Here is a 22,926-nt window from a genome sequence, read left to right on the forward strand (position 1 = left end):
CCGGGCCGCCGCGCGAGGGCCGGGTGTCAGGCGCGGCGCAGCAGCACGTCGACGGCGGCGTCGAGGTAGGCGTCGACCTGGCCCTCCTCGTAGCCGGCGGCACCCTCCGCCTCGCCGAACGACGCGCGGCGCACGTCGTCCGCGGTCAGCCCGCCCTCGGCGTCGGGATCCGTCGAGCCCTCCGCACCGGCCAGGGTGATGCGCAGGCGGTCCACGAGCGCGTCCACCTGGTCCACGTCGTAGCTCACGGCGTCCGCGCGGGAGGGGCGGCGGAAGCGCTCCGCCGGGGCCCGGTCGGCGCGGGTCACGAGCTCGGCCACGCGCTCCTCGAGGTCTGCGGCCCAGTCCTCGTCCCCGCGCTCCGCGACGAAGGCCTGACGCTCGGCGGCGGCCAACTCCTCCTCCAGGCGGTCCAGCTCGTCGTCCACCTCGTCGGTGGCGTAGCCGCCGTTGACGGTCGCGAAGCGGGCCTGGCGCACCTCCTCCGCCGTCAGCGGGGCACCGCCGTCGCGCGCCTCACGGGCACGCGCCATGAAGGCGTCCACGTGGGTGGTCTCGTAGCCGATCTCGTCCTGCTCGACGAGCTCGAAGACCGGCTCGGTGTCCGGGGTGGTGCGGGGGGTCATGGGCGTCTCCTGCGGTGCGGGTCCCGGCCGTGCCGGGTCGAGGGGTGGATCAGGTCAGGGGCAGCGCCAGCACGGTGTAGGCCACCGGCGCGGCGAACACGAGGGAGTCCAGGCGGTCCATCACGCCGCCGTGGCCGGGCAGGGCGGAGGACATGTCCTTGATGCCGAGCTCACGCTTGACCATGGACTCAGAGAAGTCCCCCGAGGTGGCGGCGGCGACGGTGGTCACGCCGAGGACGGCGCCGACCCACCACGGCTGGCCGACCAGCAGGGGGACGGCGACGACGCCCACCAGCACCGAGCCCGCCAGGGAGCCGGCCAGGCCCTCCCAGGACTTCTTGGGGCTGATGCGCGGGGCGATCGGGGTGCGGCCGAAGCGGTAGCCCACGATGTAGCCGAACGTGTCGTTGGAGACCACCATCAGCAGCAGGACCGCCACCATGCGGTGCCCCAGCGGCTCGTCCAGGAGCGCCGCGGCGAAGGAGAGCAGGAACGGCGCCCACAGCACGATGAACACGCCCGCGAGCATGAACTGGCCCGCCGGACGCCGCCGCGTCAGCGCCGTCCACACGGCCACCAGCGCCAGGCATGCCACCAGGGCGATGAACAGCGCGGGCACCCCCCACCGCCACGCGGTGAGCGGCAGGACCGCCGCGGCCACCCAGAGCGGGGGCCGCGGCACGTCCAGGCCGATGCCGCGCACCACCGTCGCGATCTCGGACACCGCGCCGACCAGCAGGGCGACCACGAGGAGGACCAGCAGCCAGTCGAGCCAGAAGAGGCCGACCAGGGCCGTCGCCAGCAGCCCCACCCCCACGAGGACGGCGGACTTGAGGTCGCGGCCGCCGCGCGGAGGTGCGGGCGAGGTGGACACGGCGGAGGTCATGGGGAGGTCATGGGGCGAGCGCGGACGGCGGGAGGCTCAGACCTCCAGCAGCTCCTGCTCCTTGTTCTTGGCCATCTCGTCGATGAGCTCGACGTGGCGTTTGGTGAGCGCGTCCAGCTCCTTCTCGCCGCGGGCGCCCTCGTCCTCGCCGACCTCGCCGTCCTTGACGGCCTTGTCCATGGCCTCCTTGGCCTTGCGGCGGGCATTGCGCACGGAGATCTTGTGCTCCTCCGCCTTGGACTTGACCAGCTTCACGTACTCCTTGCGGCGCTCCTCGGTCAGCTCCGGCATCACGATGCGGATGACCTTGCCGTCGTTGGACGGGTTCGCGCCGACCTCGGACTCGGACAGCGCCTTCTCGATGTTGCGCAGGGCCGACTGGTCGAACGGGGTGATGAGCAGCGTGCGGGCGTCCGTGGTGGTGAAGGACGCCAGCTGCTGCAGCGGGGTGAACGAGCCGTAGTAGTCGACCATCACCTTGGAGTAGAGGCCCGGGTTGGCGCGGCCGGTGCGCACGGAGGCGAAGTCCTCACGCGTGGCCTCGATGGTGCGGTCCATCTGCTCTTCGGCGGACTGCAGGGTCTCCTGGATCACGGTGTCTCCTCGGTGTGGTGGAACAGGTCTGCCGCCATCCTACGCGGCGCGCCTCAGACGGTGACGGTGGTGCCGATCGGCTCGCCGAGCAGGGCGCGGGTCACGTTGCCCGGGCCCTCCATGCCGAACACGCGCATGTCCAGGTCGTTGTCCTTGCACATGGTCATGGCGGTCAGGTCCATCACGCGGATGTTCCGCAGCAGCGCCTCGTCGTAGGTCAGGTGCGTGAGACGCTCGGCGGTGGGGTCCTTCTTGGGGTCCGCGGTGTAGACGCCGTCCACGCCGGACTTGGCCATCAGGACCTCGTCCGCCCCGACCTCGAGGGCACGCTGGGCCGCCACGGTGTCCGTGGAGAAGTAGGGCAGGCCGGTGCCTGCGCCGAAGATCACGACGCGGCCCTTCTGCATGTGGCGGATGGCGCGCAGCGGGATGTAGGACTCCGCCACCTGCTCCATGTGGATGGCGGACTGCACGCGCGTGGTGACCCCGGCCTGGATGAGGAAGTCCTGCAGGGCCAGGCAGTTCATCACGGTGCCGAGCATGCCCATGTAGTCGGCCCGACGGCGGTCCATCCCGTTCTCGGACAGCTCGGCGCCACGGAAGAAGTTGCCGCCGCCGACGACGATCGCGATCTCCACCTGGTCCGCCGCGGCGGCGATCTGCTCGGCGATGCCGCGGACGGTCTCCGGGTCCACGCCGATCTTGCCGCCGCCGAACACCTCGCCCGAGAGCTTGAGGAGCACGCGACGGCGGCCGGTGTCGTCCGAGGTCTGCGGGGCGTGGGCGGTGGTCGGGTCCTCGGGGGCGCGGTTCGTCTCCATGGGAAGCATCTCCTGGTCGGTGGGGGGTCGGGCCGGGGACGGCCGTCCCGGGGGCGGACACGCGGACGGGGTGGCCGCCCGGTCGGGGCGGCCACCCCGTCATGCGATGGTCGTCGGCGCCATCCGGCGCCGGAGTGGACCTCGGGTCGCTCCCGATCCTACGCCCCCGCGGGGCGTGGACCGGGAGCGGCCGGTCCGGGTGCGGCGGTCAGTTGCCGACGCGGAAGCGGGCGAACCCGGTGACGTTGGTGCCGGCGTCGGAGGCGACCTTGCCGACGGTCTGCTTCGGGTCCTTCGCGAACGGCTGGTCCACGAGCACGATCTCCTTGAAGAAGCCGGTCAGGCGGCCCTCCACGATCTTCGGCAGGGCCTGCTCCGGCTTGCCCTCGGCACGGGCGGTCTCATCGGCGATGCGACGCTCGTTCTCGACGGTCTCGGCCGGCACGTCCTCACGGGTGAGGTACGTGGGCGAATAGGCCGCGGTGTGCACGGCGATGTCGTGCGCGGCGGTCTTGGCGTCGGCGGAGTCGGCGTCCACGGCGAGGAGCACGCCCACCTGGGCCGGCAGGTCCTTGGAGGTCTTGTGCAGGTAGGCGTCCACGAAGGCGCCCTCCACGCGGGCCAGGCGGCGCACGGCCACCTTCTCGCCCAGCAGGGCGCCCTCCTCGGTCACGTAGTCGCCCAGGGTGCGGCCCTCGTAGTCGGAGGCCAGCAGGCCGTCGACGTCGGTGGCGCCGGAGGCGACGGCGGCGCGCAGCACCACGTCGCCCAGGGCGATGAACTTGTCGGCCTTGGCCACGAAGTCGGTCTCGCAGTTGAGCTCGATCATGACGCCGACGCCGTTCTCGACGGTCGCGGCCACGAGGCCCTCGGCGGCGGAGCGGCCCTCGCGCTTGGTGGCGCCCTTGAGGCCCTTCACGCGGATGATCTCGATGGCCTTCTCGGCGTCGCCGTCGGCCTCGTCCAGAGCCTTCTTCACGTCCATCATGCCGGCGCCGGTGCGCTCGCGCAGGGCCTTGATGTCAGCAGCGGTGTAGTTCGCCATGCTCGTTCGGTCCTTCCCGTGGTGTGGGTTGTGCGGGATGTTCGGGGTCTGATCCGGTCCGTCGGCCCGGCCGGGTGGGGCCGGGCCGACGGGCCGGCCGGGATCACTCGCCCTGCGGGGCGGCCTCGGCGGCGGGGGCCTCGGCCTGCTCGGCCGGCGCCTCGGCGGCGGGGGCCTCGGCCTGCTCGGCCGGCGCCTCGGCGGCGGGGGCCTCGGCCTGCTCAGCCTGCTCGGCCTGCTGGGCGTTGTGCTGCTCGAGCAGCTCGCGCTCCCACTCGGCCATCGGCTCGGCGGCCGCCTGGCCGGACTTGCCGCCCTGACGGGCGATCAGGCCCTCGGCGACGGCGTCCGCGACCACGCGGGTCAGCAGGTTCACGGAGCGGATGGCGTCGTCGTTGCCCGGGATCGGGTAGGCGACCTCGTCCGGATCGCAGTTGGTGTCCAGGATGGCGACGACCGGGATGCCGAGCTTCTGGGCCTCGTCGACGGCCAGGTGCTCCTTCTTGGTGTCCACGACCCACACGGCGGAGGGGGTCTTGGCCATGTTGCGGATGCCGCCGAGGTTGGCCTGCAGCTTCTCGAGCTCACGGTTGAGCAGCAGCAGCTCCTTCTTGGTGAACTGCGAGCCGGCCACGTCCTCGAAGTCGATCTCCTCGAGCTCCTTCATGCGCTGCACGCGCTTGGAGACGGTGGAGAAGTTGGTCAGCATGCCGCCGAGCCAGCGGTGGTTCACGTAGGGCATGCCCACGCGACCGGCCTGCTCCGCGATGGCCTCCTGGGCCTGCTTCTTGGTGCCGACGAACAGGATGGTGCCGCCGTGGGCGACGGTCTCCTTGACGAACTCGTAGGCGCGGTCGATGTAGGACAGCGACTGCTGGAGGTCGATGATGTAGATGCCGTTGCGCTCGGTGAAGATGAAGCGCTTCATCTTGGGGTTCCAGCGGCGGGTCTGGTGGCCGAAGTGGACACCGGAGTCGAGGAGCTGGCGCATGGTCACGACGGGCATGACGTTCCCTTCTGTGGCAGCCGTGGCACCCCGCGCTTCACGCGCGGGCGGTCTGCCGGTCGATTTCTTGACGGTTGGCGGCCGGCCCGGTCGGGCGGCCCCTGGCACCACGACGGCGGGCTGCCGGGCCCCACGAGCACCCGCGCCGACGTCCTCTCCAGGAGGACGGCGGGGACGGGACCGAGCGTGGGGGCTGGGCCGCTGAAGCGACCCACCGCGATGCGCGGAGTCGGCGTCCGGGGCACAGCACAGGGCCGGCCACAGGACACCGCTGAGGTGAATCCTACCCCAGGTGGGCGCCCGCTCCCATCGCCGACTCCTGCACAGGGGCCGGTGCGGCGGGCGCTCTCCACGATGGGACTGCGGGCCTGCCACGCGGCCGCCCGGAACGCCAGGCTGACGCCATGACCCCTCGCACGCTCCTCCCCCGTCCGCTCCCGCGTCCGCGCATCGCGGGGTGCGTCGCGGCAGCCCTGCTCGCCTGGCTCGTCCTCGCCCTGGGGATGGGCGACCTCGGCCCCGTGTCCCGGGCCACGCCCGCACCGTCCACGCGTGACGCGCTGCTCCTCGTCGCGGCGTCCCCGGCAGGTCCGGGCGCGACGGCCGCGCCGGTCGCGTGGCACCCGCCCGTCGCCGGCGCCGCCCCGGATGACGTGCTCCGCGCGTTCGTCGCACCCGAGCGACCGTGGAGTCGGGGGCACCGGGGCGTGGACCTCGCCGTGCAGACCGGGGCTCCGATCCAGGCGCCGGCGGCGGGCCGGGTCGTGTTCGCCGGGGTCGTGGTCGACCGCCCCGTGCTGACCCTGGAGCACGAGGACGGGACCCGCAGCTCGCTCGAGCCGGTGGAGGCGGATGTCGCCGTGGGGGCCGTCGTCGCCGCGGGCGACCCGGTGGGGCGACTGGCCGGGGCGCCACCGCACTGCACGCGCGCGTGCGTGCACTGGGGCGTGCGGGAGCCCGACGGCTGGCGTGTGGGGGAGGCGGCCTTCGACCGCTACCTCGACCCGCTGGTGCTCATCGGGTGGAGCGGCCCGTCCGTGCTCTGGCCGCACGCCGCGCCACACCCAGCGCGGCCGTGAGGTCCAGGAGCCGGCGGGCGGACTCGTCCCAGCTGAACCGGGCCGCCTGGGCGACGCTCGCCCGGGAGGCCACGGCGAACTCGGCGGGATCCTCGAGCTCCCGCACGCGGGCGGCGAGCGCGGCCGCCCGGTCCCCCTCGAGCGGGACACCCCGGAAGGACGGGGTGCCCGCGCCGGCGATCTCGCGGAAGATCGGCAGGTCCGAGCACACCACCGGCGTGCCATGGGCCATCGCCTCGGCCACGGGCAGGCCGAAGCCCTCGGCGCGGGAGAGGGTGACGGCCGCGGTGGCCCGGCGGAGCAGGCGCACGTACTCGGCCTCGTCGGTGCCGTCGTGGAACACCACGTCTGCGCCGTCGGCCCCTGCGACGGCGCGACGCTCGGCCAACCGGTCCTCGAGCTGCCCGCGGCGCTCCGGGCTGATGCGGGAGAGCAGGTGCAGCGTGTAGCCCGGCAGCAGCGGCGCGGCGGCCACGAGGGACTCGACGTCCTTGTAGTCCATGAACGAGCCCATGTAGAGCAGCGTGCGCTCCGGGGTCTCGTCCGGGTCCCGCGGCTCCGGGACCGCCTGCGCCGCGTTCGCGACGACGTGGACCGGACGCCGGGTGAGGCGGTGCCGGGCGATGAGCTCCGCCGTCGTCCGGGAGACCGTGGCGACCGCGTCCGCGCGGTCGAGCAGGAGCCGCTGCGGGATCTTGGTCAGGTGATAGGCCCGCCAGAGCCAGCGGATCGGCTCGGACAGGTTCCGCGGCGGGGTGCGGTGCTCGTAGTAGATGAGGTCGTGGAGCGTGAGGATCAGGGCGTAGTCCCGCCCCCACGACCCCATGGTCTGCATGGGCGAGAAGACGACGTCCGGTCGCAGACGCGCGACCTGACGGGCCACGAACGGCTCGCGTGGGGAGGTGGGGCCGGAGACGAGGTGCCACGGCACGCCGTCCGGGAGCAGGGCAAGCTGTCGTTCGTCCGAGATCAGCATCGCGACCTCGACGTCGACCCCCGCCGGGCCCGGTGCGGCGGCCCGGCGGGCGACCGCCTCGAGGAGGCTCGCGCCGTAGCGGGAGATGCCGTCGTGGAAGTCGGTGCGGGTGTAGCGGGCGTCCATCAGCAGGCGCAGGGGGCGGGAGGGGCTCACCCGGACCACGCTAGCGCCGCGCCGGAGCGGGGCCCGGGCAGCCACGCACGGAGGGTGCCGAGCGGGGGGTGTCGAGCACCGAGCGGCCACCTGGGCGTCATCCGAATTTCTGATTGCGTTTCGATAACGATCGTGTATCTTGATCACGGATCGGTTACGACTGGTCCGCCACACCGGGGCTTCCTCCGCATCCTCGCGTACCCGGTCATCCGCACTGCTCGTCAACTCGCACCCGCGGTCCGGCCTCGTTCCGGGCACCGCCCCGAGGCACCACCCTCACGGGCCGCAGGTCCTGTCCGGGAAGAAGATCTGATGTCTGTGACCTCCCCGCACGCCGCCGCGCGTCGCGCCCCCCGCACCGCCGCCGCCTCCGTGGCGCTCGCCCTGGGCGCCGCCGCCCTGACCGGCGTCGGCACCGTGTCCGTCGCCGAGACCGCCCAGGCCGCCGAGACCACCTACACCGTCCGCTCCGGCGACGGCTGGTGGATCATCGCCCAGCGCACCGGCGTCTCCATGTCCACGCTGCAGTCGCTCAACGGCATGACCGCCGCGACCGTGCTGCACCCCGGCATGGTCCTCAAGACCTCCGGCACCGCCACCCCGGCCCCGGCCCCGGCGCCGTCCACCTCGGGCTCGACCTACACCGTGCTGGCCGGCGACGGCTGGTGGATCATCTCCTACCGCACGGGGGTGTCCGCCTCGATCCTGCAGTCCATCAACGGCATGACCTCCTCGACCATGCTCCACCCGGGGATGGTCCTGAAGACCACCTCGGTCTCCACCTCCAGCACCCCCGCCGTCGCCCCTGCGCCGGCACCCGCGTCCAAGCAGGCCGCCGTCGACTACGTGCGCGCCGCCGTCCGGAACCCGTCCTCCTATTACGTGTGGGGCGGCAACGGCCCCTCCGGCTTCGACTGCTCCGGCCTCACCCAGCAGGCCATGGCCCAGGCCGGCATCTCCATCCCGCGCCGCGCCGGCGACCAGTACCTCGCCGCGAAGTCCTACGTGCCGATCTCCCAGGCCCAGCCCGGCGACCTCGTGTTCTACGCGAACCAGTCCACCGGCCGCATCTACCACACGGCCATGTACATGGGCGGCGGCCAGCTCGCCCATGCCCTCAACGAGGACGCGGGCCTGCTGTTCACCTCCACGACGATCATGAAGTCCGACATGCTCGCGGTGGCCGCCCGCTACTGAGCACCGGCACGACGACGGCCCCCGGCCTGCGCCATACCGCGCGGCCGGGGGCCGTTCCTCGTAGGGCGTGCGGGACTTGAACCCGCGACCCAGGGATTATGAGTCCCCTGCTCTGACCGACTGAGCTAACGCCCCTCCCCCGCGGCATCGCGCGGGACCCGCCCATCCTACCGACGGGGCTCAGAGCAGCGCACGGACCTCGGCGGCCGTCGCGCCGCGGTAGAGGCGCTCGAAGATGTCCACCGTCTTCTGGGCGGAATGGTGCAGGGCCTTCGCGTGGGATGCCTCGCCCATGGCGGCGCGGTCCGCGTCCGAGAGGTCGAGGATCCGGGCGATCCGCTCGGCCAGGGCCACGTGGTCCCCGGGCGGGAAGAGGTGGCCGTTGACGCCCTCGTCCACGAGGTGGGGCAACGCGAGGGCGTCCGCGAGGACCACCGGGGTGGACGCGCTGAGCGCCTCGAGGGTCACGAGGGACTGCAGCTCCGCCGTGCCCGGCTGGCAGAACACGTCGGCGCGCAGGTAGGCCGCCCGCAGCTCCTCCTCGGAGACGTGGCCGCGCAGCAGGACGCGGTCGGCCGCCCCCTCCTCGTCCACCGTGGCACGGATGCGGTCGCGCTGCTCGCCGTCGCCGACGATCTCGGCGTGCACGTCCAGGTCGGGACGGGTGCGGGCCAGGTGCGCGATCGCACGGATCAGCACCTCCACGTTCTTCTCCACGGCCAGCCGCCCCACGAAGAGCACGACCGGATGGCCGGGATGGTCCACCCTCTCCCCCGGCTGCAGCTCGTAGGCGCTCGCGTCGATGCCGTTGGAGACCGGGAGGACGTTGTCCAGGCCAGCGTGCTCGGCCATGGCCTGCGCGGCGAGGGCCGTGGGGGTGGTGACCACCGCGCCCTTGCCCATGAGTCGACCCATGTCCTTCCACGACACCCGGGAGACGATGTCCAGGAACCACTGCGGGAACGGCAGGAACGGCTCGAGGTTCTCCGGCATGAAGTGGTTCGTGGAGACGATCCGGATGCGGCGCCGCTCGGCCTCGTTGATGGCGGCCTCGCCGATCATGTAGTGGCACTGGGCGTGCACGACGTCCGGCTGGACCTCGCGGTAGATGCGGCGGAAGGAGATCTTGGCATGCCGCGGGAGCACCACACGGTAGTACTCGTGCGTCGGCGCCGGCAGGGAGCGCAGCAGGTGCACGGTGGCCTCCGGCCGGTGCTCCACGGTGTCCGGGCCGGCGTCACTGCGCGGCATCACGACGTGGACCTCGTGGCCGCGCGCGTGCAGCGCCGTGGCGAGGCGGTGGCCGAAGGTGGCGGCCCCGTTGACGTGCGGCGGATAGGTGTCTGCGGCGATCAGCACCTTCAGGGGGCGGTCGGCGGCGATCCCGGGACGGTCGGACACGGCGGTCCCTCTCTGTGGTGGCGATGGCACGACGGCGCCCGGCCCGTGCCGTGAGGATCGGCCGCGGGCACGGCGCGCGTCCCACGGTAGCAACCGTCGGCGCCGGCACGAGGATGCGCGAGGGGGTCAGCCCCGGCGGGACGGGTGCTCGCGCGGGTCCTGACCGTCCGCCCGCAGGCCGCGGGCCTTGCCCACCGCGCGCACGAGGTAGTCCCCCGCGGCGAGGATGTGCAGCAGGCAACCGGCGCCGACCAGAGCCAGGGCCACGCCGCTCCACGGGCCGCCGTCGACCCCCGGCACACGGGCGAGCAGCAGCAGGGGCGTGCCCACCAGCAGCAGCGCGGTGCGCACCTTGCCCAGGACCGTGACCGGCAGATCCGGGCTGCCGCCGAACAGCCACAGGCACACGGCGGCGAGCACGAGGTCCGGGATCGCGATGGCCAGGGCGAGCCAGAGCGGGGCGATGCCGGTGGCCACGAACGTCACGGCCACCACCAGCAGGGAGAGGCGGTCCGCCACCGGGTCGAGCCACCGCCCGACCGTGGAGATCATGTCGAACCGGCGCGCCACGTAGCCGTCCACCCAGTCCGTGCCGGAGAGCACCGCCAGGATCACGAACGCGTCCAGGTGCCGGCCGTCGACGGTGAGCCACACGAACACCGGGACCAGGGCGAAGCGGGCCAGGGTGATGAGGTTCGGCACGGTCAGCCAGGTGTCGCGGACGCGGTACTCGTGGCCCTCGCGCAGGCCGACGTCGATCACACGCATGGGTCGCTCCTCCAGGGTCCGCGGGCGGACGCCCCCGCCGGGCGCCCCACACGCCCAGCCTACCGACGCCGTCGCCCCTCCCCGCAGACGACGAGGCCCCGATCCGTGGGGATCGGGGCCTCAGGGGCCGGGGAGGGCGGGCACCCCCCCGGGTCAGCGGCGGCGCAGGCGGCCGGCGAGCGCCACGAACGCGGCGGAGGAGGCGCCGAGCAGCGCGAGCGGCTGCCAGTTGTCCTTCACGTAGTCCTCGGCCTCGGCGGTCCGCTCCCCCGCGCGGGCGGCACCGGTGAACGGCGCGGTCTGCTCGGTGGCGTGTGCGGTCTCGGGGGTGACGCCGCGACCCTTGCGCTGCGCGGCGAAGGCCGCGAGCTGGCCCTTCACGCTGGTCTTCTCGTCCAGGCCGGAGCGGATGTCGCCCAGGTGGCGGCGGCGCAGGTCGGCACGGCGACGGATCTCCGCCTCGCTGGCGTCGGCGCGGTCCGGATGGGGAGCGGCCTCGCCGTTCTTGCGGGCCTTCTTGTTCTCCTTCTTCTCCACCTTCTTCCGCTCGGCCTCGCGGGCGGCCTCGACACGCTTGGCCTCGGCGCGCTCCGCCTTGAGGCGGTCGTACTCGGCCGGATCGAAGGCGTTGCCCTCCTTGAGGTAGCCGAGGTCGTACTCGAGGTTGCGCACGATCTCCTGCGGCACGAGCGGCATGGCGCCCTTGACCATCATGAGGCCGACGCCGGCGAAGATCAGGCCGAGCACGAGGAACGCCAGCGCCACCATCAGCGCCGGGAACCAGAAGGTCGGGTCGGCGAAGGCGCCGATCAGGGTCACCACGAGGGCGACCACCATGAGTGCGAGGAAGAACAGGCCCACCACCGCGATGCCGGCGCCGATGCCGGCCTTCTTGCCCTTCGCGGCCACGTGCCTCTTGGCGAGCTCGAGCTCGTCCTTCATCTGCAGGGGCAACAGGCGCACGACGGCGCCGAGCAGGTCGGTCAGCGAGCTCGCGCGGGTCTGCGGGGTCACCGGGACGGCGGTCCGCGGCGCGCGGACCTTCGACGCATCGGCGGGGGGAGCCTGGTGGGACATGGTGCATGCCTTCCGTGGAGTGCCTGGACAGATGCGCCCGGGCGGCGCGGCGGTCGCCGGGCATTCTCGAGCAAAGCTATCACCGGCCCGCCCCCAGGGGGACGGGCCGGGTGCGCGCGATGGCGGCTGGATCAGAAGTCGATGACCGCCGGGTCGGGGCCGAGACGGCCGTCCTCGCGGTCCAGCGCGTCGATCCGGGCGACGTCGTCGTCGGTCAGCTCCACCCCCGCGGCCTCGAGGTTCGAGACGATGCGCTCGGGCGTCACGGACTTGGGGATGACCACGAAGCCCTGGGCGAGGTGCCACGCGATGACCACCTGGGCCGGCGTCGCGCCGCGGACCTCGGCGATCTCCGTGACCACGGGGTCGGCGAGGAGGTCGCCGCCCTGACCGAGCGGGGACCAGGACTCGTGGACGATGCCGTGGCGGCCCTCGACCTCGCGTAGCTCGCGCTGCTGCCAGTACGGGTGGGTCTCGACCTGGTGGATCACGGGCACCACGCCGGTGGCCTCGATGATCTCCTCGAGCTGGGCGGCCGGGAAGTTGGAGACGCCGATCGAGCGCACCTTGCCCCGCTTCTGCGCCTCGATCAGGGCCTTCCAGGTGTCCAGGTACTTCCCCTGCGCCGGCTTGGCCCAGTGGATGAGGTAGAGGTCGACGTAGTCGGTGCCGAGCTTGTCGAGCGAGACGTCGAGGGCGGCGAGCGCCTCCTCGTAGCCCTGGTCCGAGTTCCACACCTTGGTGGTGAGGAACAGCTCCTCGCGGGCGACGCCGGACGCGGCGATGCCGCGGCCCACGCCCTCCTCGTTCCCGTAGATCGCGGCGGTGTCGATGTGGCGGTAGCCGGCGCGGATCGCCTGCTCGACGACGTCGGCCGCGACGTCGTCCTCGACCTGCCACACGCCGAGCCCGAGCTGCGGGATCTGCTGGCCGTCGTGGAAGGGGACGGTGGGAACGTCGGTCATGAGGGAGCTCCTGGAGGGTCGGGGTCTGGCGGATGCCTCGGGTGCAACCGCACGCGGACGGGGGGCATTCCCGACGGCGGTCACCGGGCCGGGGAACCGCCGTCGAGCGTGCGCTCCCCCGCGACGACGGCGCCCACCGCGCGGGCGAAGGCCGCGAACACCTCCGCGGGGTCGTTGGCCGTGACGAGCTGGGCGTTGGGGCGCATGCCCCAGATGTCCCGCGTGTCGTGGACGGTGGTGCCGCGCAGCAGCTCCGAGTCCGCCTCGACATCGACGACGGTGGCCCGCGTGGCGATGCGGGCCTGGCCCGCGGCCACCTGGGCGGCGAAGAGGTCGTGCAGGTGGGCGATGTAGCCCTGGTCGTAGTCGTGGTGGAACTCGAAGTAGAAGCGCAGTGCGTCGGCGAGCACGTCCAGGACGGGGCTGCCGGTGGCGGCGTCCGGCCCGGCGACCCGCGGCCGGTCCGCGGACCAGCCGACGGGGCGGGCCCCGGCGTCGGCCAAGAGGCCGTCCAGCAGGGCCGGCGTGTACTCGATCCGCTCCGTGGTCTCGAGCGCGCAGACGATCGGCAGGCGGTCCTCGGGCAGGCCCTCGACGGCCGCGAACACCTCCTTCGCGGCGTCCGGGTCCACCCAGGTGTTCCACTCGGCGGTGGGCGTGGTGTTGCCCGGATGATAGAAGGAGCCGCCCATGATCACGATGCCGCGGGCGAGGAACGGCAGGCGCGGCTCGGTGCGCAGGGCGAGGGCCAGGTTCGTCAGCGGCGCGGTGCAGAGGATCGTCGTCTCCCCGGGGTGGGCCCGCAGCTCGTCCAGCCACACGTCCACGGCGGGCCGGGACGAGAGCCGCTCGGGGCGCCGAACGATCCGGGCATGGCCGAGACCGCCGTCGCCGTGGGTCTCCGGGGTGGTGACCGCAGGGCGGCGCAGCGGGGTCTCGGCACCGACGGCCACCTCGACGTCGGCCCGACCGGCCAGGTCCAGCACCGCGGCGGTGTTGAGGGCGCAGTCCCGGGCGGTCGCGTTGCCGCCCGTAGTGGTGACGGCCGCGAGCTCGGGGCCGACACCGAGGCGGTGGGCGCCCACGAGGTGGAGCAGGGCGCAGGCATCGTCGATGCCGGTGTCGACGTCGGCGAGGAGGCGGGCGGTCACGGGGTGGGCGTGCCGCCGTTGGCGTTGAGGGTCTCGCCGTTGACGTAGCTGGACTCGCCCGAGGCAAGGAACACGTAGGCGGGCGCCATCTCCACGGGCTGGCCGGCGCGGCCGATGGGGGTGCTGTGGCCGAACTCGGGCAGCTTCTCCTCGGGCTCACCGTAGGACACGTGCTGCACCGTCCAGATGGGCCCGGGCGCCACCGCGTTGACACGGATGCCCTTCGGGCCGAGCTGCTCGGCCAGGCCCTTGGTGAAGTTGTTGATGGCGCCCTTGGTGGCCGCGTAGTCGAGGAGCCTCGGGTTGGGGTTGTAGGCCTGCACCGAGGTGGTGTTCACGATCGTGCTGCCCGGGCCCATGTGCTTCAGCGCGGCGCGGCTGAGCGTGAACATGGACATGATGTTGATCTGGAACGTCTCGTGGACCTGCTCGTCGGTGAGATCGGTCAGGTCATCGGAGATGAACTGCTTGCCCGCGTTGTTCACGAGGATGTCCAGGCCGCCGAGGCGCTGCGCGGCCTCGTCCACGAGGGAGGCACGGTAGTCGGCGTCCATCAGGTCGCCCGGCAACGCGACGGCGGTGCGCCCGGCCGCCTCGATCGCCGCCAGGACGCGGTCGGCGTCGGGCTGCTCCTGAGGCAGGTAGGCGATGGCGACGTCCGCGCCCTCACGGGCGTAGGCGATGGCGACCGCGGCACCGATGCCGGAGTCGCCGCCGGTGATCAGGGCCTTGCGGCCGGTCAGCCGACCCATCCCCCGGTACGAGTCCAGACCGATGTCCGGGACGGGATCCGTCTTCACGTCCAGGCCCGGCTCGGGCTGGCGCTGCTTGGCGATGCGGAGCTTCGGGTGGCGGGTGCGCGGGTCGTCGTGGGCCAGCTGGGAGTCCTGCACGGGGATCGCGGGGGCGTCGTCCTTCTTCTCTGGAGTGGTCATGGGCCGGATGCTACGCGGCGCGCGTCAGAGGGTGACAAGGGACGGGGCGCGGCGTCGTCGGCGTGGCCCTCGCGACGGCGGCGCGGCGGCGGCCAGGCGTCAGCGGGGCCCGCTGAGGCCGCGCAGGGCGCCACGGTGCTGGAGCACGTGCAGGTCCCAGCGCGCGCTGAGCCCCTCGAACAACCCGATGCCACGCCGGGAGTTACCTTGCTCATCCAGGCGCGGCGACCACGTGGCGAGGCCCAGGGCCCCGGGCACGGCGCCGAGCAGCGCGCCCGAGACGCCGGACTTCGCGGGCACGCCGACCTCGGCCACCCACTGGCCGCTGGCGTCGTACATGCCGCAGGTGAGCATCACGGACATCGCCTGCTGCGCCACCCACTCGTCCAGCACCCGCTCCCCCGTCACGGGGTTCGTGCCGCCAGCGGCGAGGGTGGCGCCCATGACGGCCAGCTGGGGTGCGGTGACCAGGACCGAGCACTGCGCGAGGTACCCGGCCACGGCCTCGCGGGCCGAGATGGGCAGCCGGCCGGCGTCGGCGAGCAGGTGGGCCAGGCCCAGGTTGCGGTCGGCACGGGTGCGCTCGGCGTCGAGGACGTCCTCGCAGACCTCCAGCTCGACGCCGGCCAGCGCGCTGTAGCGGCGCAGCAGCAGGGCCGTCCGCTCATCCTCGTCCCCGGCGGGCAGGAGGGAGTGGACCAGGATGGCGCCGGCGTTGATCAGCGGGTTGCACGGCCGGCCGTCGTCGTGCAGGGACAGGTGGTTGAACGACTCACCGGAGGGCTCGACGCCCACGTCCTCCAGCACGTGGTCCAGGCCGATCTCCTGCAGCACCACCGCGTAGGTGAGGGCCTTGGAGACCGACTGCAGCGCGAAGGCGTGCTCGGTCTCCCCGGCGGCGGCCTGGTGGCCGTCCACCGTGCACACCGCCACGGCGAGGCCGTCCACATGCTGGCCGGCGACGTCCTCGAGGTAGTCGGAGGGCTCGCCGCGGCGGTCGGACTCCACCTCGTCGAGCATCGCGCGCAGGTCGTCGTCGAATCGCGTCGTGTCCATTCCTGTCACAGTAGTGGGCGGGCGCCCGGGTCGCGGGCGGGTGCCGGGCCGGTCACGGCGTTCACTGGACCGGGGCATTCGGGCCCAGCGGCAGGTCCAGCCACATCCAGCCGATGACCATGCCGGTCCACGCGGGCAGGAAGGCGATCGAGGACGGGAGCATCGTGGCGATCAGGGAGCCATGCCCATCTTCCGGTCGTACCTCTGAGCCACCGCGATGATCAGCGGGACGCTACGCCTGCCGCGGCGAGTCAAGGCAAGACCCGGGGACCCGGGCCGGGGCTATCGTCGGGGGATGGACGTGCGGATCGGGACCTCCGGCTGGACCTACAGGCACTGGCGCGGGACCTTCTACCCGCAGGGGCTGCGGATCGCCGATCAGCTCGACCACTACACGGAGCGCTTCGGCACGGTCGAGCTCAACGGCTCCCACTATCGCTGGCCGGCGGACAGCACCGTCGAGGCATGGCGCGAGCGCCTGCCCGCCGGCTTCGAGATGGCCGTCAAGGCCTCCCGCTACCTCACCCACTACCGCAAGCTCAACGAGCCGCAGGACTGGGTGGCGCGCATCGTGCACACCCTGGACCTGCTCGGTGACCACGCCGGGCCGCTGCTGCTGCAGCTGCCGGTCAACCTGCACCGCGACGACGACCGACTCGCCGGGTTCCTCGGCCTGCTGCCCGAGCGGGTGCGCGTGGCGGTGGAGGTCCAGCACGAGTCCTGGCTGGACGAGGACGTGTTCGACCTCCTCGACCGGCACGGGGCGGGGTTCGTGGTCTCGGTGATCGCCGGGCGGGAGCCGGTGCTGCGCGCGACCGGCCGCCTCGCCTACGTGCGCTTCCACAACGCGGACCCGGACTGGCGCTACGGCGGATCGTTCTCCGACGCCGAGCTCTCCCCCTGGGTGAAGCGGCTGCGGGAGCTGACCGGCGCGGACGCGGCGGGCGCGCGCCCCGCCTACGTCTACTTCAACAACGACAACCACGGCCACGCCGCGTTCAACGCGCTGACGCTGCGCAGGATGGCGGAGACCGAAGCCTGACACGTGCCGAGCGCGTGCCTAGCGTGAGGAGGAAGCGGCGGCCGAGCGCCGCCGTCGTCCCCCGAGAGCACAGGAAGGCAGACGCACATGACCCTCATGCAGATCCCCACGGACCACGGCACGATCGGGCTGAACGTGGAGGAGGCCGGCCACGGGCGTCCCGTCGTCCTCATCCACGGCTGGCCGCTGACCCTCGACTCGTGGAAGGACCAGGTCGCAGCCCTGTCCCCGCACTACCGCGTGATCACCTATGACCGGCGCGGCTTCGGCGCCTCGGAGAAGCCCGCCGGCGGCTACGACTACGACACGATGACCGCCGACCTGCACGGTTTGCTCACCGAGCTCGACCTGCGTGACGTGACGCTCGTGGGCTTCTCGATGGGCGGTGGCGAGGTGGCGCGCTACATGTCCCGGTTCGGCGCGGACCGGATCCACTCGGTGGTGTTCGCCGGCGCGGTGCCCCCGTACCTGCTGAAGACCGACGACAACCCCGACGGCCCGCTGACCGAGAAGCAGGCCGCCGAGATGCGGGCGGGCCTCGAGAAGGACCGCGAGTCGTTCTTCGACGACTTCACGACGACGTTCTTCTCCACCCCCAAGCTGGCCGGTCTGACCAGCAGCCTCAAGGTCACCGAGGAGCAGCGCCAGGAGGCCATCCGGATGGCGCTGCAGTCCGACCAGACGGCGGCGCTGGCCTGCATGGACGCGTTCGGGGCCACCGACTTCCGCCGCGACCTGCCGGCAGTGACCGTGCCGGCCCTGGTCCTGCACGGCGACGCCGACCAGATCGTGCCGTTCAAGGGCTCCGGCAAGCGGACGCACAAGGCGATCGACGGCAGCCGCGTCGAACTCGTCAAGGATGCCCCGCACGGCTTCAGCATCAGCCACTCCGAGGAGTTCAACCGGATCCTGCTGGAATTCCTGGCGGAGTGAGGGGGCAGGTAGGCCCTCCAGAGTGCTGAACGCGACACGGCGCTCGTGGGGGTGGTGCATGCCATCCACCACGGCGCCGACGCTGACCTGTCAGGCTCGATCCGACGCCGTGATCACCCGGAGCGCGGGATCAGGCCGACCGGCCGGCAGAACCGCGCGTCAGGACGTCGAGTACGAAGCCGATCGGCCCATGACGGGTGCGCGTCCTGAAATAGGCCAGATCGGAACTGCGAGCCCCGGTCCTCGTGCACCAGGCACCCAGCCACCACGGCTGCACCGCCGCGGCCTGCGACGGCCTTGTTCGCGCAGAGACAGAGCTTCTCCTCAGCCGTGAAGTGCTTCCTGATGTCGGTCAGTCAGAGCCTGCGCGGCGCTTCTGGAGCGGGCTGGCGCACAGACCGAGGTGCTGTCGATCCATGACGGCGAGATTCAGGCGCGTGAGAAGGGTCTGCCATGAGTTTGCTTGACACGAGTTATCAGGCGGCGGCAGCCGCCTGGACTGATTGAACCATCTCGAACTCGACAGGGGTGAGCTTCCCGAGACGGGCCTGCCTACGACGGCGGTGATAGGTCCGCTCGATCCAGCTCACGATCGCGAGCCGGAGCTGGTCGAAGGACTGCCAGCGACGCCGGTTCAGCACGTTCTTCTGCAACAACGCGAAGAAGGATTCCATTGCCGCGTTGTCCCCAGCAGCACCGACCCTGCCCATCGACCCGACCAGGCCGTTGACCCGGAGCGTCTCCACGAACCGCCTGGCTCGAAATTGGGCGGGTTCAACCGGTCGTTGCAACACCGTGCGTTGAGAGCGAGCGTAGCTGCTCGGCGAAGACCTCCGCGGGAGTCTTCCAGTCCAGGACCTTCCTGGGCCTGTTGTTCAGCGTGTACGCGACTGCTGCGAGGTCCTCGGCCGACCATCTCGACAGGTCCGTGCCCTTGGGGAAGTACTGCCGCAGCACCCCGTTCGTGTTCTCGTTCGTCGGCCGCTGCCACGGCGAGTGGGGGTCAGCGAAGAACACTCTCGTGCCCGTGGCCATCGTGAACTGGACATGCCCGGCCAGCTCCTTGCCCCGATCCCACGTCAAGCTCTGACGCAGCTGCTCCGGCACCGTCGTCATCGCCTTAGTCAGGGCCGCGGTCATCGCCTCGGCCCCGTACCCGCCCAGCGACGGCCCGTTCTTCACCGGCGGCTGCTCACCCCATCCCTGCAGGCGGGGAAGGTGGACCAGAAGCGTGGCCCGGCTCTTCCGCTCGGCCAGAGTCCCGATCGCTGAACGCTCGGTCCCGATAATCAGGTCCCCTTCCCAGTGCCCGGGCACAGCACGATCAGCGGCCTCAGGTGGGCGCTTGCTGAACACCACGTCCTCGGTGACGTGGCCCTGGGGCTTGTTCCGGGTACGTGCCCGCGGCTCGCGCAGAGCCCGTCCGGTGCGTAGGCACCCGACGAGTTCGCGTTTGAGTGCGCCCCGTCCCTCGACGAACAGGGACTGATAGATCGCCTCGTGAGAGATCCGCATGGACACATCATCCGGGAACTCCAGGCGCAGCCGGTGGCTGATCTGCTCAGGGCTCCACGCCGTGGATCACCGCCGGTCCGCCCGGCGCGGTTTCATCTTCCGCCCCTTGAAACCGGGCCCGACCGGTCCCGGCACGGCCACGCCATCGGGGCCCAGGACCACCCCGTTCAGGCGTGCCTGGACGTAGTCGTGCAGTCGCTGGTTCGTGGCCAGCTTCGCCGGCTTGGGCCGCCTGGCAGCTTCCTGGGCCTTCCACTGCGCCACCGTGGCCCGGTACTCCTGCTTCCCGGAACGAGTGGCGCAGTTACGGCGCAGCTCACGGCTGATCGTGCCGGGATCACGTCCCAGCGTGCGTGCGATCTGACGGACCCCCTGGCCCTGGGCATGGAGGATCGCGAGCTCCTCACGCTCAGCGAAGGACAGGTACCGGCCGGTGGGCTCGGCTAAGGACAGCGGGGTCATCCCGCCAGCGTGACGGAACCAGCGCGCCCCGACGGGCCAGGACACGCCCACAGTCAGGGATGCCTCGACCGTGGTGACACCGGTGGCGATCACACGCCAGAACTGGCGTTGGACCTCCCGTGAGGGCTGCGGCCTGCCAGGAGAGCGCATCGGGGCCCGCAAGGCCCGATCCGCTCTCCACTGCCGACGTGTCCCCTCGGGCACGTCACTGATCTTCCTCGCCCAGTCCTTGCTTGCCATCGCCCATACCTCCAGTGATTCCGAGAGGGTGTTGCGACGACCGATTGAATCCACCTTGCGATCCTCGATCCGAATGCACCCGGCAACCCTGCACCTCGGCCTTGCCTCCACGCCGGCCCAGAGCCATCTGCAGGGCGTCCACGGCCAGCTGCGAGCTCATCCGCCGATTGATCGAGTAGCCCACGATCCGGTTCGAGAACACGTCCTTGACCGCGCAGAGATAGAGCTTGGAATCCCCGGCCCAATGCTCTGAGATGTCCGTGAGCCACAGCTGGTTCGGCTTCTCAGCGGCGAACTCACGACGAACCAGATCATCATGAACGGCAGGGCCAGGACGCTTGCCCGAGCCGCGACGGATCGAGTGGCAGCAGCGGACCTTCACGAGCCGACAGGCCTTCAACACCTGATGGTCCGACACGGCCAGGCCACGGCCGCGGAGCTCATCAGCCAGGAACCGGTATCCGAACTCCGGGTCATCGGCATGGGCATCGAGGACGGCGTTGGCGGCATGCGCGTCGGACCATTCCCGCTCGCTGACAGGTTCGGCCAGCCACTGGTAGTAGGCCTGACGGGAGAACCCGAGGACCCGGCAGGAGAGTTTCACGGGAATCCCGTCGCGGGCCAGGTCCTTCACGACGGGATAGGTCATTTTGGGGACTGACCCAATTTCAGGTTCGCCTGGGACAGATACGCGGCCGCACGCCGTAGGACCTCGTTCTCCATCTCCAACTCGCGGTTGCGGCGCTTGAGAGCCTTCAGCTCCTCGTTCTCAGCCTTGGTGATGCCGGGCCGGATCCCGGCCTCGACATCATCCTGGGCCAGCCAGCGCCGTAGGCAGGACTCGGCGATGCCGAAGTCCTTCGCGACCTGCGCGATCGGCATCTGACCCTTACGGGCGATCGCGACCACGTCCTGGCGGAACTCTCGGGGGTATGCAGCGGGCATGGGGTCATCCTTCCAGCAGTCCCTCCCGGGACCACAGATCAGATGTCAACCAAACTCACGGCAGACCCTTTCCTCCTACGGGTCAGGACGGGGGTGCCGGGCCAGAGGTCTCGGGCGGGCTGGGCACGGTGGGTGGGGGTGAGCGATAAAGGCATGTTCTTTCCTGGGCGGCCACCGTGCGATGCCCCCGTGGATGGAGGGGTGTGGGCCGGGCGGGAGGGTCAGTGGATGTAGGAGAAGACGCCCATCATCCCGGCCTCGGCGTGGTAGGCGTTGTGGCAGTGGGTTAGCCACTGGCCCGGGTTGTCCGCCTCGAAGTCGAAGACGATGGTTTGCCGGGGTTTGATGATGACCGTGTCCTTGCGGGCGCCATGGTCGGCCAGCTGGAAGGTGTGGCCGTGCAGGTGCATGGGGTGCCACATGTCGGTGTCGTTGGTCATCGTGACCCGCACGCGTTCGTCCAACCGGAGTTCGAAGGCGCCCTCGAAGGGGTTGGCCGGGTCGAAGCGTCGCCCGTTGATGCCCCAGTCGTACTCCATCATCGATCCGGTGAGGCGTACCTCGTGGGTCCTGGTCGGGTCCTTGGGTGGGAGCAGGACGGATTCGTGTGCCTTCAGTCGGCTGCCATCGAGCACGGTTCCGCCCAGGGTCTGCGGGAGCCGACCGGAGAGCGTGGTCTTTGGACCGGCTGCGATGATGCCGTAGGCGTGGCCGGTCTTGCCCTCGGGCAGGGCCAGTACGGGCACCGCCTGGTCGCCGAGGGTGATCAGCACGTCCAGGCGTTCGCCCATCCCCAGGACGACGGCATCGGCCTGGCGGGGCTGGACCGGGAACCCGTCGGTGTGGGTGATGGTCAGTTCCTGGCCGGGGATCCCGACCCGGTAGGCGGTGTCTCCGGCCGCGTTGATCAAGCGCAGGCGGATCCGGTTGCCCGGGGTGCTGGAGAAGGTGTCCGGGTCGGATGGGGGGCGGCCGTTGAACAGGTGCACGGGGATCTTCACGTCGCCGGCGTCCCCGCCCAGATAGTCGCTCTCAGCGCCCATGAGCATGTGCTTCATGGGCATGCCCGAGGAGCTGTCCTGGCTCATGGACCCGTGGTCCATGCCCGCCATGCCGGCCATGCCCTCCATGTCGCCGGACATGTCCATCCCGGCGGAGAGTTCCTCGACGACGTCCTGCGGTGTTCCGGTGATCCCGTCGAGCCAGTCGTCCAGGATCACGACCCATTCCTGGTCGTAGCTGAGGGGCTCGTTGGGGTCCTCGACGATCAGGGCCCCGTACAGGGCGCGTTCGCGCTGGGTGTCGAAGTGGGAGTGGTACCAGTACGTGCCCGGATGGGACAGCCGGAAGCCGTACGTATAGCGTCCTCCGGCGGCGATGGGGTCCTGGGTCACCCCCTGGACTCCGTCGGCGTCGTTGCGCAGGGCCAGCCCGTGCCAGTGCACGCTCGTGTCCTCGGGCAGGTCGTTGGCGACGCTGACCTTGAGCAGGTCCCCGGTCTGGGCGCGCAGCAGCGGCCCGTTGAGGCCGTCGTTGTATCCCCAGGTGGTCAGGCCCCGACCCTGGAGGGAGGTCTCGAGGGGTGCGGCGGAGAGCCGGTGGGTGACGGTGGTGCCCGAGGCGGCGCGTCGTTTCTCGTACTCGGCGACCAGCGGGTCGGTGGGCAGGATGCGCCCTGACGGTTGGGGGCTGATGACGGGATCGGCGCAGGCGGCCAGCCCGGCCAGCGCCAGGGCCCCGACGGAGGCGCCCAGGAAGGTGCGGCGGGTGGTCAGTGAGGAGGTCATCGGTTCTTCTTTCCGTCATCCGGCCCCGTGTCGCAGGCGGGCGCGACGGGGCCGGGCATGGCTGATCAGTTGCTGGGTGAGGCCGGTGGCGTACCGGGGCTGCGTGCCGCTGTCACCCGGAGGTATTGGCGGACCCTGCGCTCACCGGTGGGGCGCGGCCGGGGGCTTTAGGTGCGGCTGACGGCCAGTTGAGCCAGTGAAGGGTCCACGGGGGCCGGAAATGGGCAACCCAGGGCAGGGGTGGTGCGGTCAGTCCCCCACCG

The 22,926-nt window shown here is 71.5% G+C and carries 22 protein-coding genes, 1 tRNA gene and 2 pseudogenes; 4 read left to right on the plus strand and 21 right to left on the minus strand.

The window, feature by feature from the left end; genetic code table 11:
* Nucleotides 1-26: 26 nt before the first annotated feature.
* The 6 genes from DE149_RS03215 to rpsB form a co-directional block, all read right to left on the minus strand.
* Complete coding sequence (locus DE149_RS03215) at nucleotides 27-626, minus strand: DivIVA domain-containing protein (protein WP_113913944.1); 600 nt, start codon at nucleotides 624-626, stop codon at nucleotides 27-29.
* Nucleotides 627-675: 49 nt separating this feature from the next.
* Nucleotides 676-1,512, minus strand: a complete 837-nt coding sequence (locus DE149_RS03220; protein WP_100058556.1) for a phosphatidate cytidylyltransferase — start codon at nucleotides 1,510-1,512, stop codon at nucleotides 676-678.
* 36 nt (nucleotides 1,513-1,548) lie between these two features.
* Nucleotides 1,549-2,106 carry a ribosome recycling factor gene (gene frr / locus DE149_RS03225; protein WP_036314042.1) on the minus strand — a complete coding sequence of 186 codons (558 nt, stop codon included), beginning with the start codon at nucleotides 2,104-2,106 and terminating at the stop codon, nucleotides 1,549-1,551.
* 53 nt (nucleotides 2,107-2,159) lie between these two features.
* Complete coding sequence (pyrH, locus tag DE149_RS03230) at nucleotides 2,160-2,927, minus strand: UMP kinase (protein WP_002857706.1); 768 nt, start codon at nucleotides 2,925-2,927, stop codon at nucleotides 2,160-2,162.
* A 208-nt stretch (nucleotides 2,928-3,135) separates the two neighbouring features.
* On the minus strand, nucleotides 3,136-3,972 hold the full coding sequence (gene tsf / locus DE149_RS03235) for a translation elongation factor Ts (RefSeq protein ID WP_010079157.1): 837 nt from the start codon (nucleotides 3,970-3,972) through the stop codon (nucleotides 3,136-3,138).
* A 103-nt stretch (nucleotides 3,973-4,075) separates the two neighbouring features.
* On the minus strand, nucleotides 4,076-4,978 hold the full coding sequence (rpsB, locus tag DE149_RS03240; protein WP_036382563.1) for a 30S ribosomal protein S2: 903 nt from the start codon (nucleotides 4,976-4,978) through the stop codon (nucleotides 4,076-4,078).
* A gap of 404 nt (nucleotides 4,979-5,382) precedes the next feature.
* Here rpsB and DE149_RS03245 point away from each other — a divergent pair, with 404 nt between their 5' ends.
* A complete protein-coding gene (locus DE149_RS03245; RefSeq protein WP_041105090.1) occupies nucleotides 5,383-6,057 on the plus strand; it encodes a M23 family metallopeptidase in 675 nt (224 codons plus the stop codon).
* On the opposite strand, the gene DE149_RS03250 is transcribed toward DE149_RS03245, so the two are convergent.
* Entirely contained in the window at nucleotides 5,993-7,189 is a 1,197-nt protein-coding gene (locus DE149_RS03250; RefSeq protein WP_113913955.1) for a glycosyltransferase, read from the minus strand. The genes DE149_RS03245 and DE149_RS03250 overlap by 65 nt on opposite strands.
* A 312-nt stretch (nucleotides 7,190-7,501) precedes the next feature.
* On the opposite strand from DE149_RS03250, the gene DE149_RS03255 reads away from it, so the two are divergent.
* Nucleotides 7,502-8,386 carry a peptidoglycan endopeptidase gene (locus DE149_RS03255; protein ID WP_113913945.1) on the plus strand — a complete coding sequence of 295 codons (885 nt, stop codon included), beginning with the start codon at nucleotides 7,502-7,504 and terminating at the stop codon, nucleotides 8,384-8,386.
* 61 nt (nucleotides 8,387-8,447) lie between these two features.
* On the opposite strand, the gene DE149_RS03260 is transcribed toward DE149_RS03255, so the two are convergent.
* The 9 genes from DE149_RS03260 to DE149_RS03300 all read right to left on the minus strand — a co-directional run bounded on the left by DE149_RS03260 (nucleotide 8,448) and on the right by DE149_RS03300 (nucleotide 15,902).
* Nucleotides 8,448-8,521: transfer RNA gene (locus tag DE149_RS03260), tRNA-Ile, on the minus strand.
* A 45-nt stretch (nucleotides 8,522-8,566) separates the two neighbouring features.
* Nucleotides 8,567-9,787 (minus strand): glycosyltransferase, encoded by a 1,221-nt coding sequence (locus DE149_RS03265; protein ID WP_113913946.1) that lies wholly within the window; start codon nucleotides 9,785-9,787, stop codon nucleotides 8,567-8,569.
* Nucleotides 9,788-9,913: 126 nt separating this feature from the next.
* The gene (locus tag DE149_RS03270) at nucleotides 9,914-10,555 is read right to left on the minus strand and encodes a CDP-alcohol phosphatidyltransferase family protein (RefSeq protein WP_020624488.1); all 642 of its coding nucleotides are present in this window, start codon (nucleotides 10,553-10,555) and stop codon (nucleotides 9,914-9,916) included.
* A 153-nt stretch (nucleotides 10,556-10,708) separates the two neighbouring features.
* The gene (locus DE149_RS03275; RefSeq protein ID WP_020624487.1) at nucleotides 10,709-11,632 is read right to left on the minus strand and encodes a phage holin family protein; all 924 of its coding nucleotides are present in this window, start codon (nucleotides 11,630-11,632) and stop codon (nucleotides 10,709-10,711) included.
* Between the two features lie 131 nt (nucleotides 11,633-11,763).
* Entirely contained in the window at nucleotides 11,764-12,597 is an 834-nt protein-coding gene (locus DE149_RS03280; RefSeq protein WP_020624486.1) for an aldo/keto reductase, read from the minus strand.
* An 80-nt stretch (nucleotides 12,598-12,677) separates the two neighbouring features.
* Nucleotides 12,678-13,748, minus strand: coding sequence for a nucleoside hydrolase (locus tag DE149_RS03285; protein WP_020624485.1), 1,071 nt, complete (start codon nucleotides 13,746-13,748; stop codon nucleotides 12,678-12,680).
* On the minus strand, nucleotides 13,745-14,683 hold the full coding sequence (locus tag DE149_RS03290; protein WP_043278939.1) for an SDR family oxidoreductase: 939 nt from the start codon (nucleotides 14,681-14,683) through the stop codon (nucleotides 13,745-13,747). The genes DE149_RS03285 and DE149_RS03290 overlap by 4 nt, the downstream gene beginning before the upstream one ends.
* A gap of 99 nt (nucleotides 14,684-14,782) precedes the next feature.
* On the minus strand, nucleotides 14,783-15,739 hold the full coding sequence (gene glsA, locus DE149_RS03295; protein ID WP_073116916.1) for a glutaminase A: 957 nt from the start codon (nucleotides 15,737-15,739) through the stop codon (nucleotides 14,783-14,785).
* A 61-nt stretch (nucleotides 15,740-15,800) separates the two neighbouring features.
* Nucleotides 15,801-15,902, minus strand: coding sequence for an AbgT family transporter (locus DE149_RS03300; RefSeq protein ID WP_199489685.1), 102 nt, complete (start codon nucleotides 15,900-15,902; stop codon nucleotides 15,801-15,803).
* Nucleotides 15,903-16,034: 132 nt separating this feature from the next.
* On the opposite strand from DE149_RS03300, the gene DE149_RS03305 reads away from it, so the two are divergent.
* A complete protein-coding gene (locus DE149_RS03305) occupies nucleotides 16,035-16,781 on the plus strand; it encodes a DUF72 domain-containing protein (protein ID WP_199489686.1) in 747 nt (248 codons plus the stop codon).
* 87 nt (nucleotides 16,782-16,868) lie between these two features.
* Entirely contained in the window at nucleotides 16,869-17,714 is an 846-nt protein-coding gene (locus DE149_RS03310; RefSeq protein ID WP_010079170.1) for an alpha/beta fold hydrolase, read from the plus strand.
* A 476-nt stretch (nucleotides 17,715-18,190) separates the two neighbouring features.
* Here DE149_RS03310 and DE149_RS03320 read toward each other — a convergent pair.
* The 5 genes and pseudogenes from DE149_RS03320 to DE149_RS03340 all read right to left on the minus strand — a co-directional run.
* Nucleotides 18,191-18,484, minus strand: a pseudogene (locus DE149_RS03320) (IS3 family transposase); the annotation flags it as partial.
* Nucleotides 18,485-18,488: 4 nt separating this feature from the next.
* Nucleotides 18,489-19,691, minus strand: a pseudogene (locus tag DE149_RS03325) (IS30 family transposase).
* Between the two features lie 205 nt (nucleotides 19,692-19,896).
* Nucleotides 19,897-20,580, minus strand: a complete 684-nt coding sequence (locus tag DE149_RS03330) for a DDE-type integrase/transposase/recombinase (protein WP_113913947.1) — start codon at nucleotides 20,578-20,580, stop codon at nucleotides 19,897-19,899.
* Entirely contained in the window at nucleotides 20,577-20,876 is a 300-nt protein-coding gene (locus tag DE149_RS03335; protein ID WP_002854321.1) for a transposase, read from the minus strand. Before DE149_RS03335 ends, DE149_RS03330 begins: the two co-directional genes overlap by 4 nt.
* Before the next feature lie 221 nt (nucleotides 20,877-21,097).
* Nucleotides 21,098-22,663, minus strand: a complete 1,566-nt coding sequence (locus DE149_RS03340) for a multicopper oxidase family protein (RefSeq protein ID WP_113913948.1) — start codon at nucleotides 22,661-22,663, stop codon at nucleotides 21,098-21,100.
* Nucleotides 22,664-22,926: the final 263 nt, after the last annotated feature.

It is taken from the genome of Micrococcus sp. KT16 (genome assembly GCF_003315015.1).
Taxonomy (GTDB): Bacteria; Actinomycetota; Actinomycetes; order Actinomycetales; family Micrococcaceae; genus Micrococcus; species Micrococcus luteus.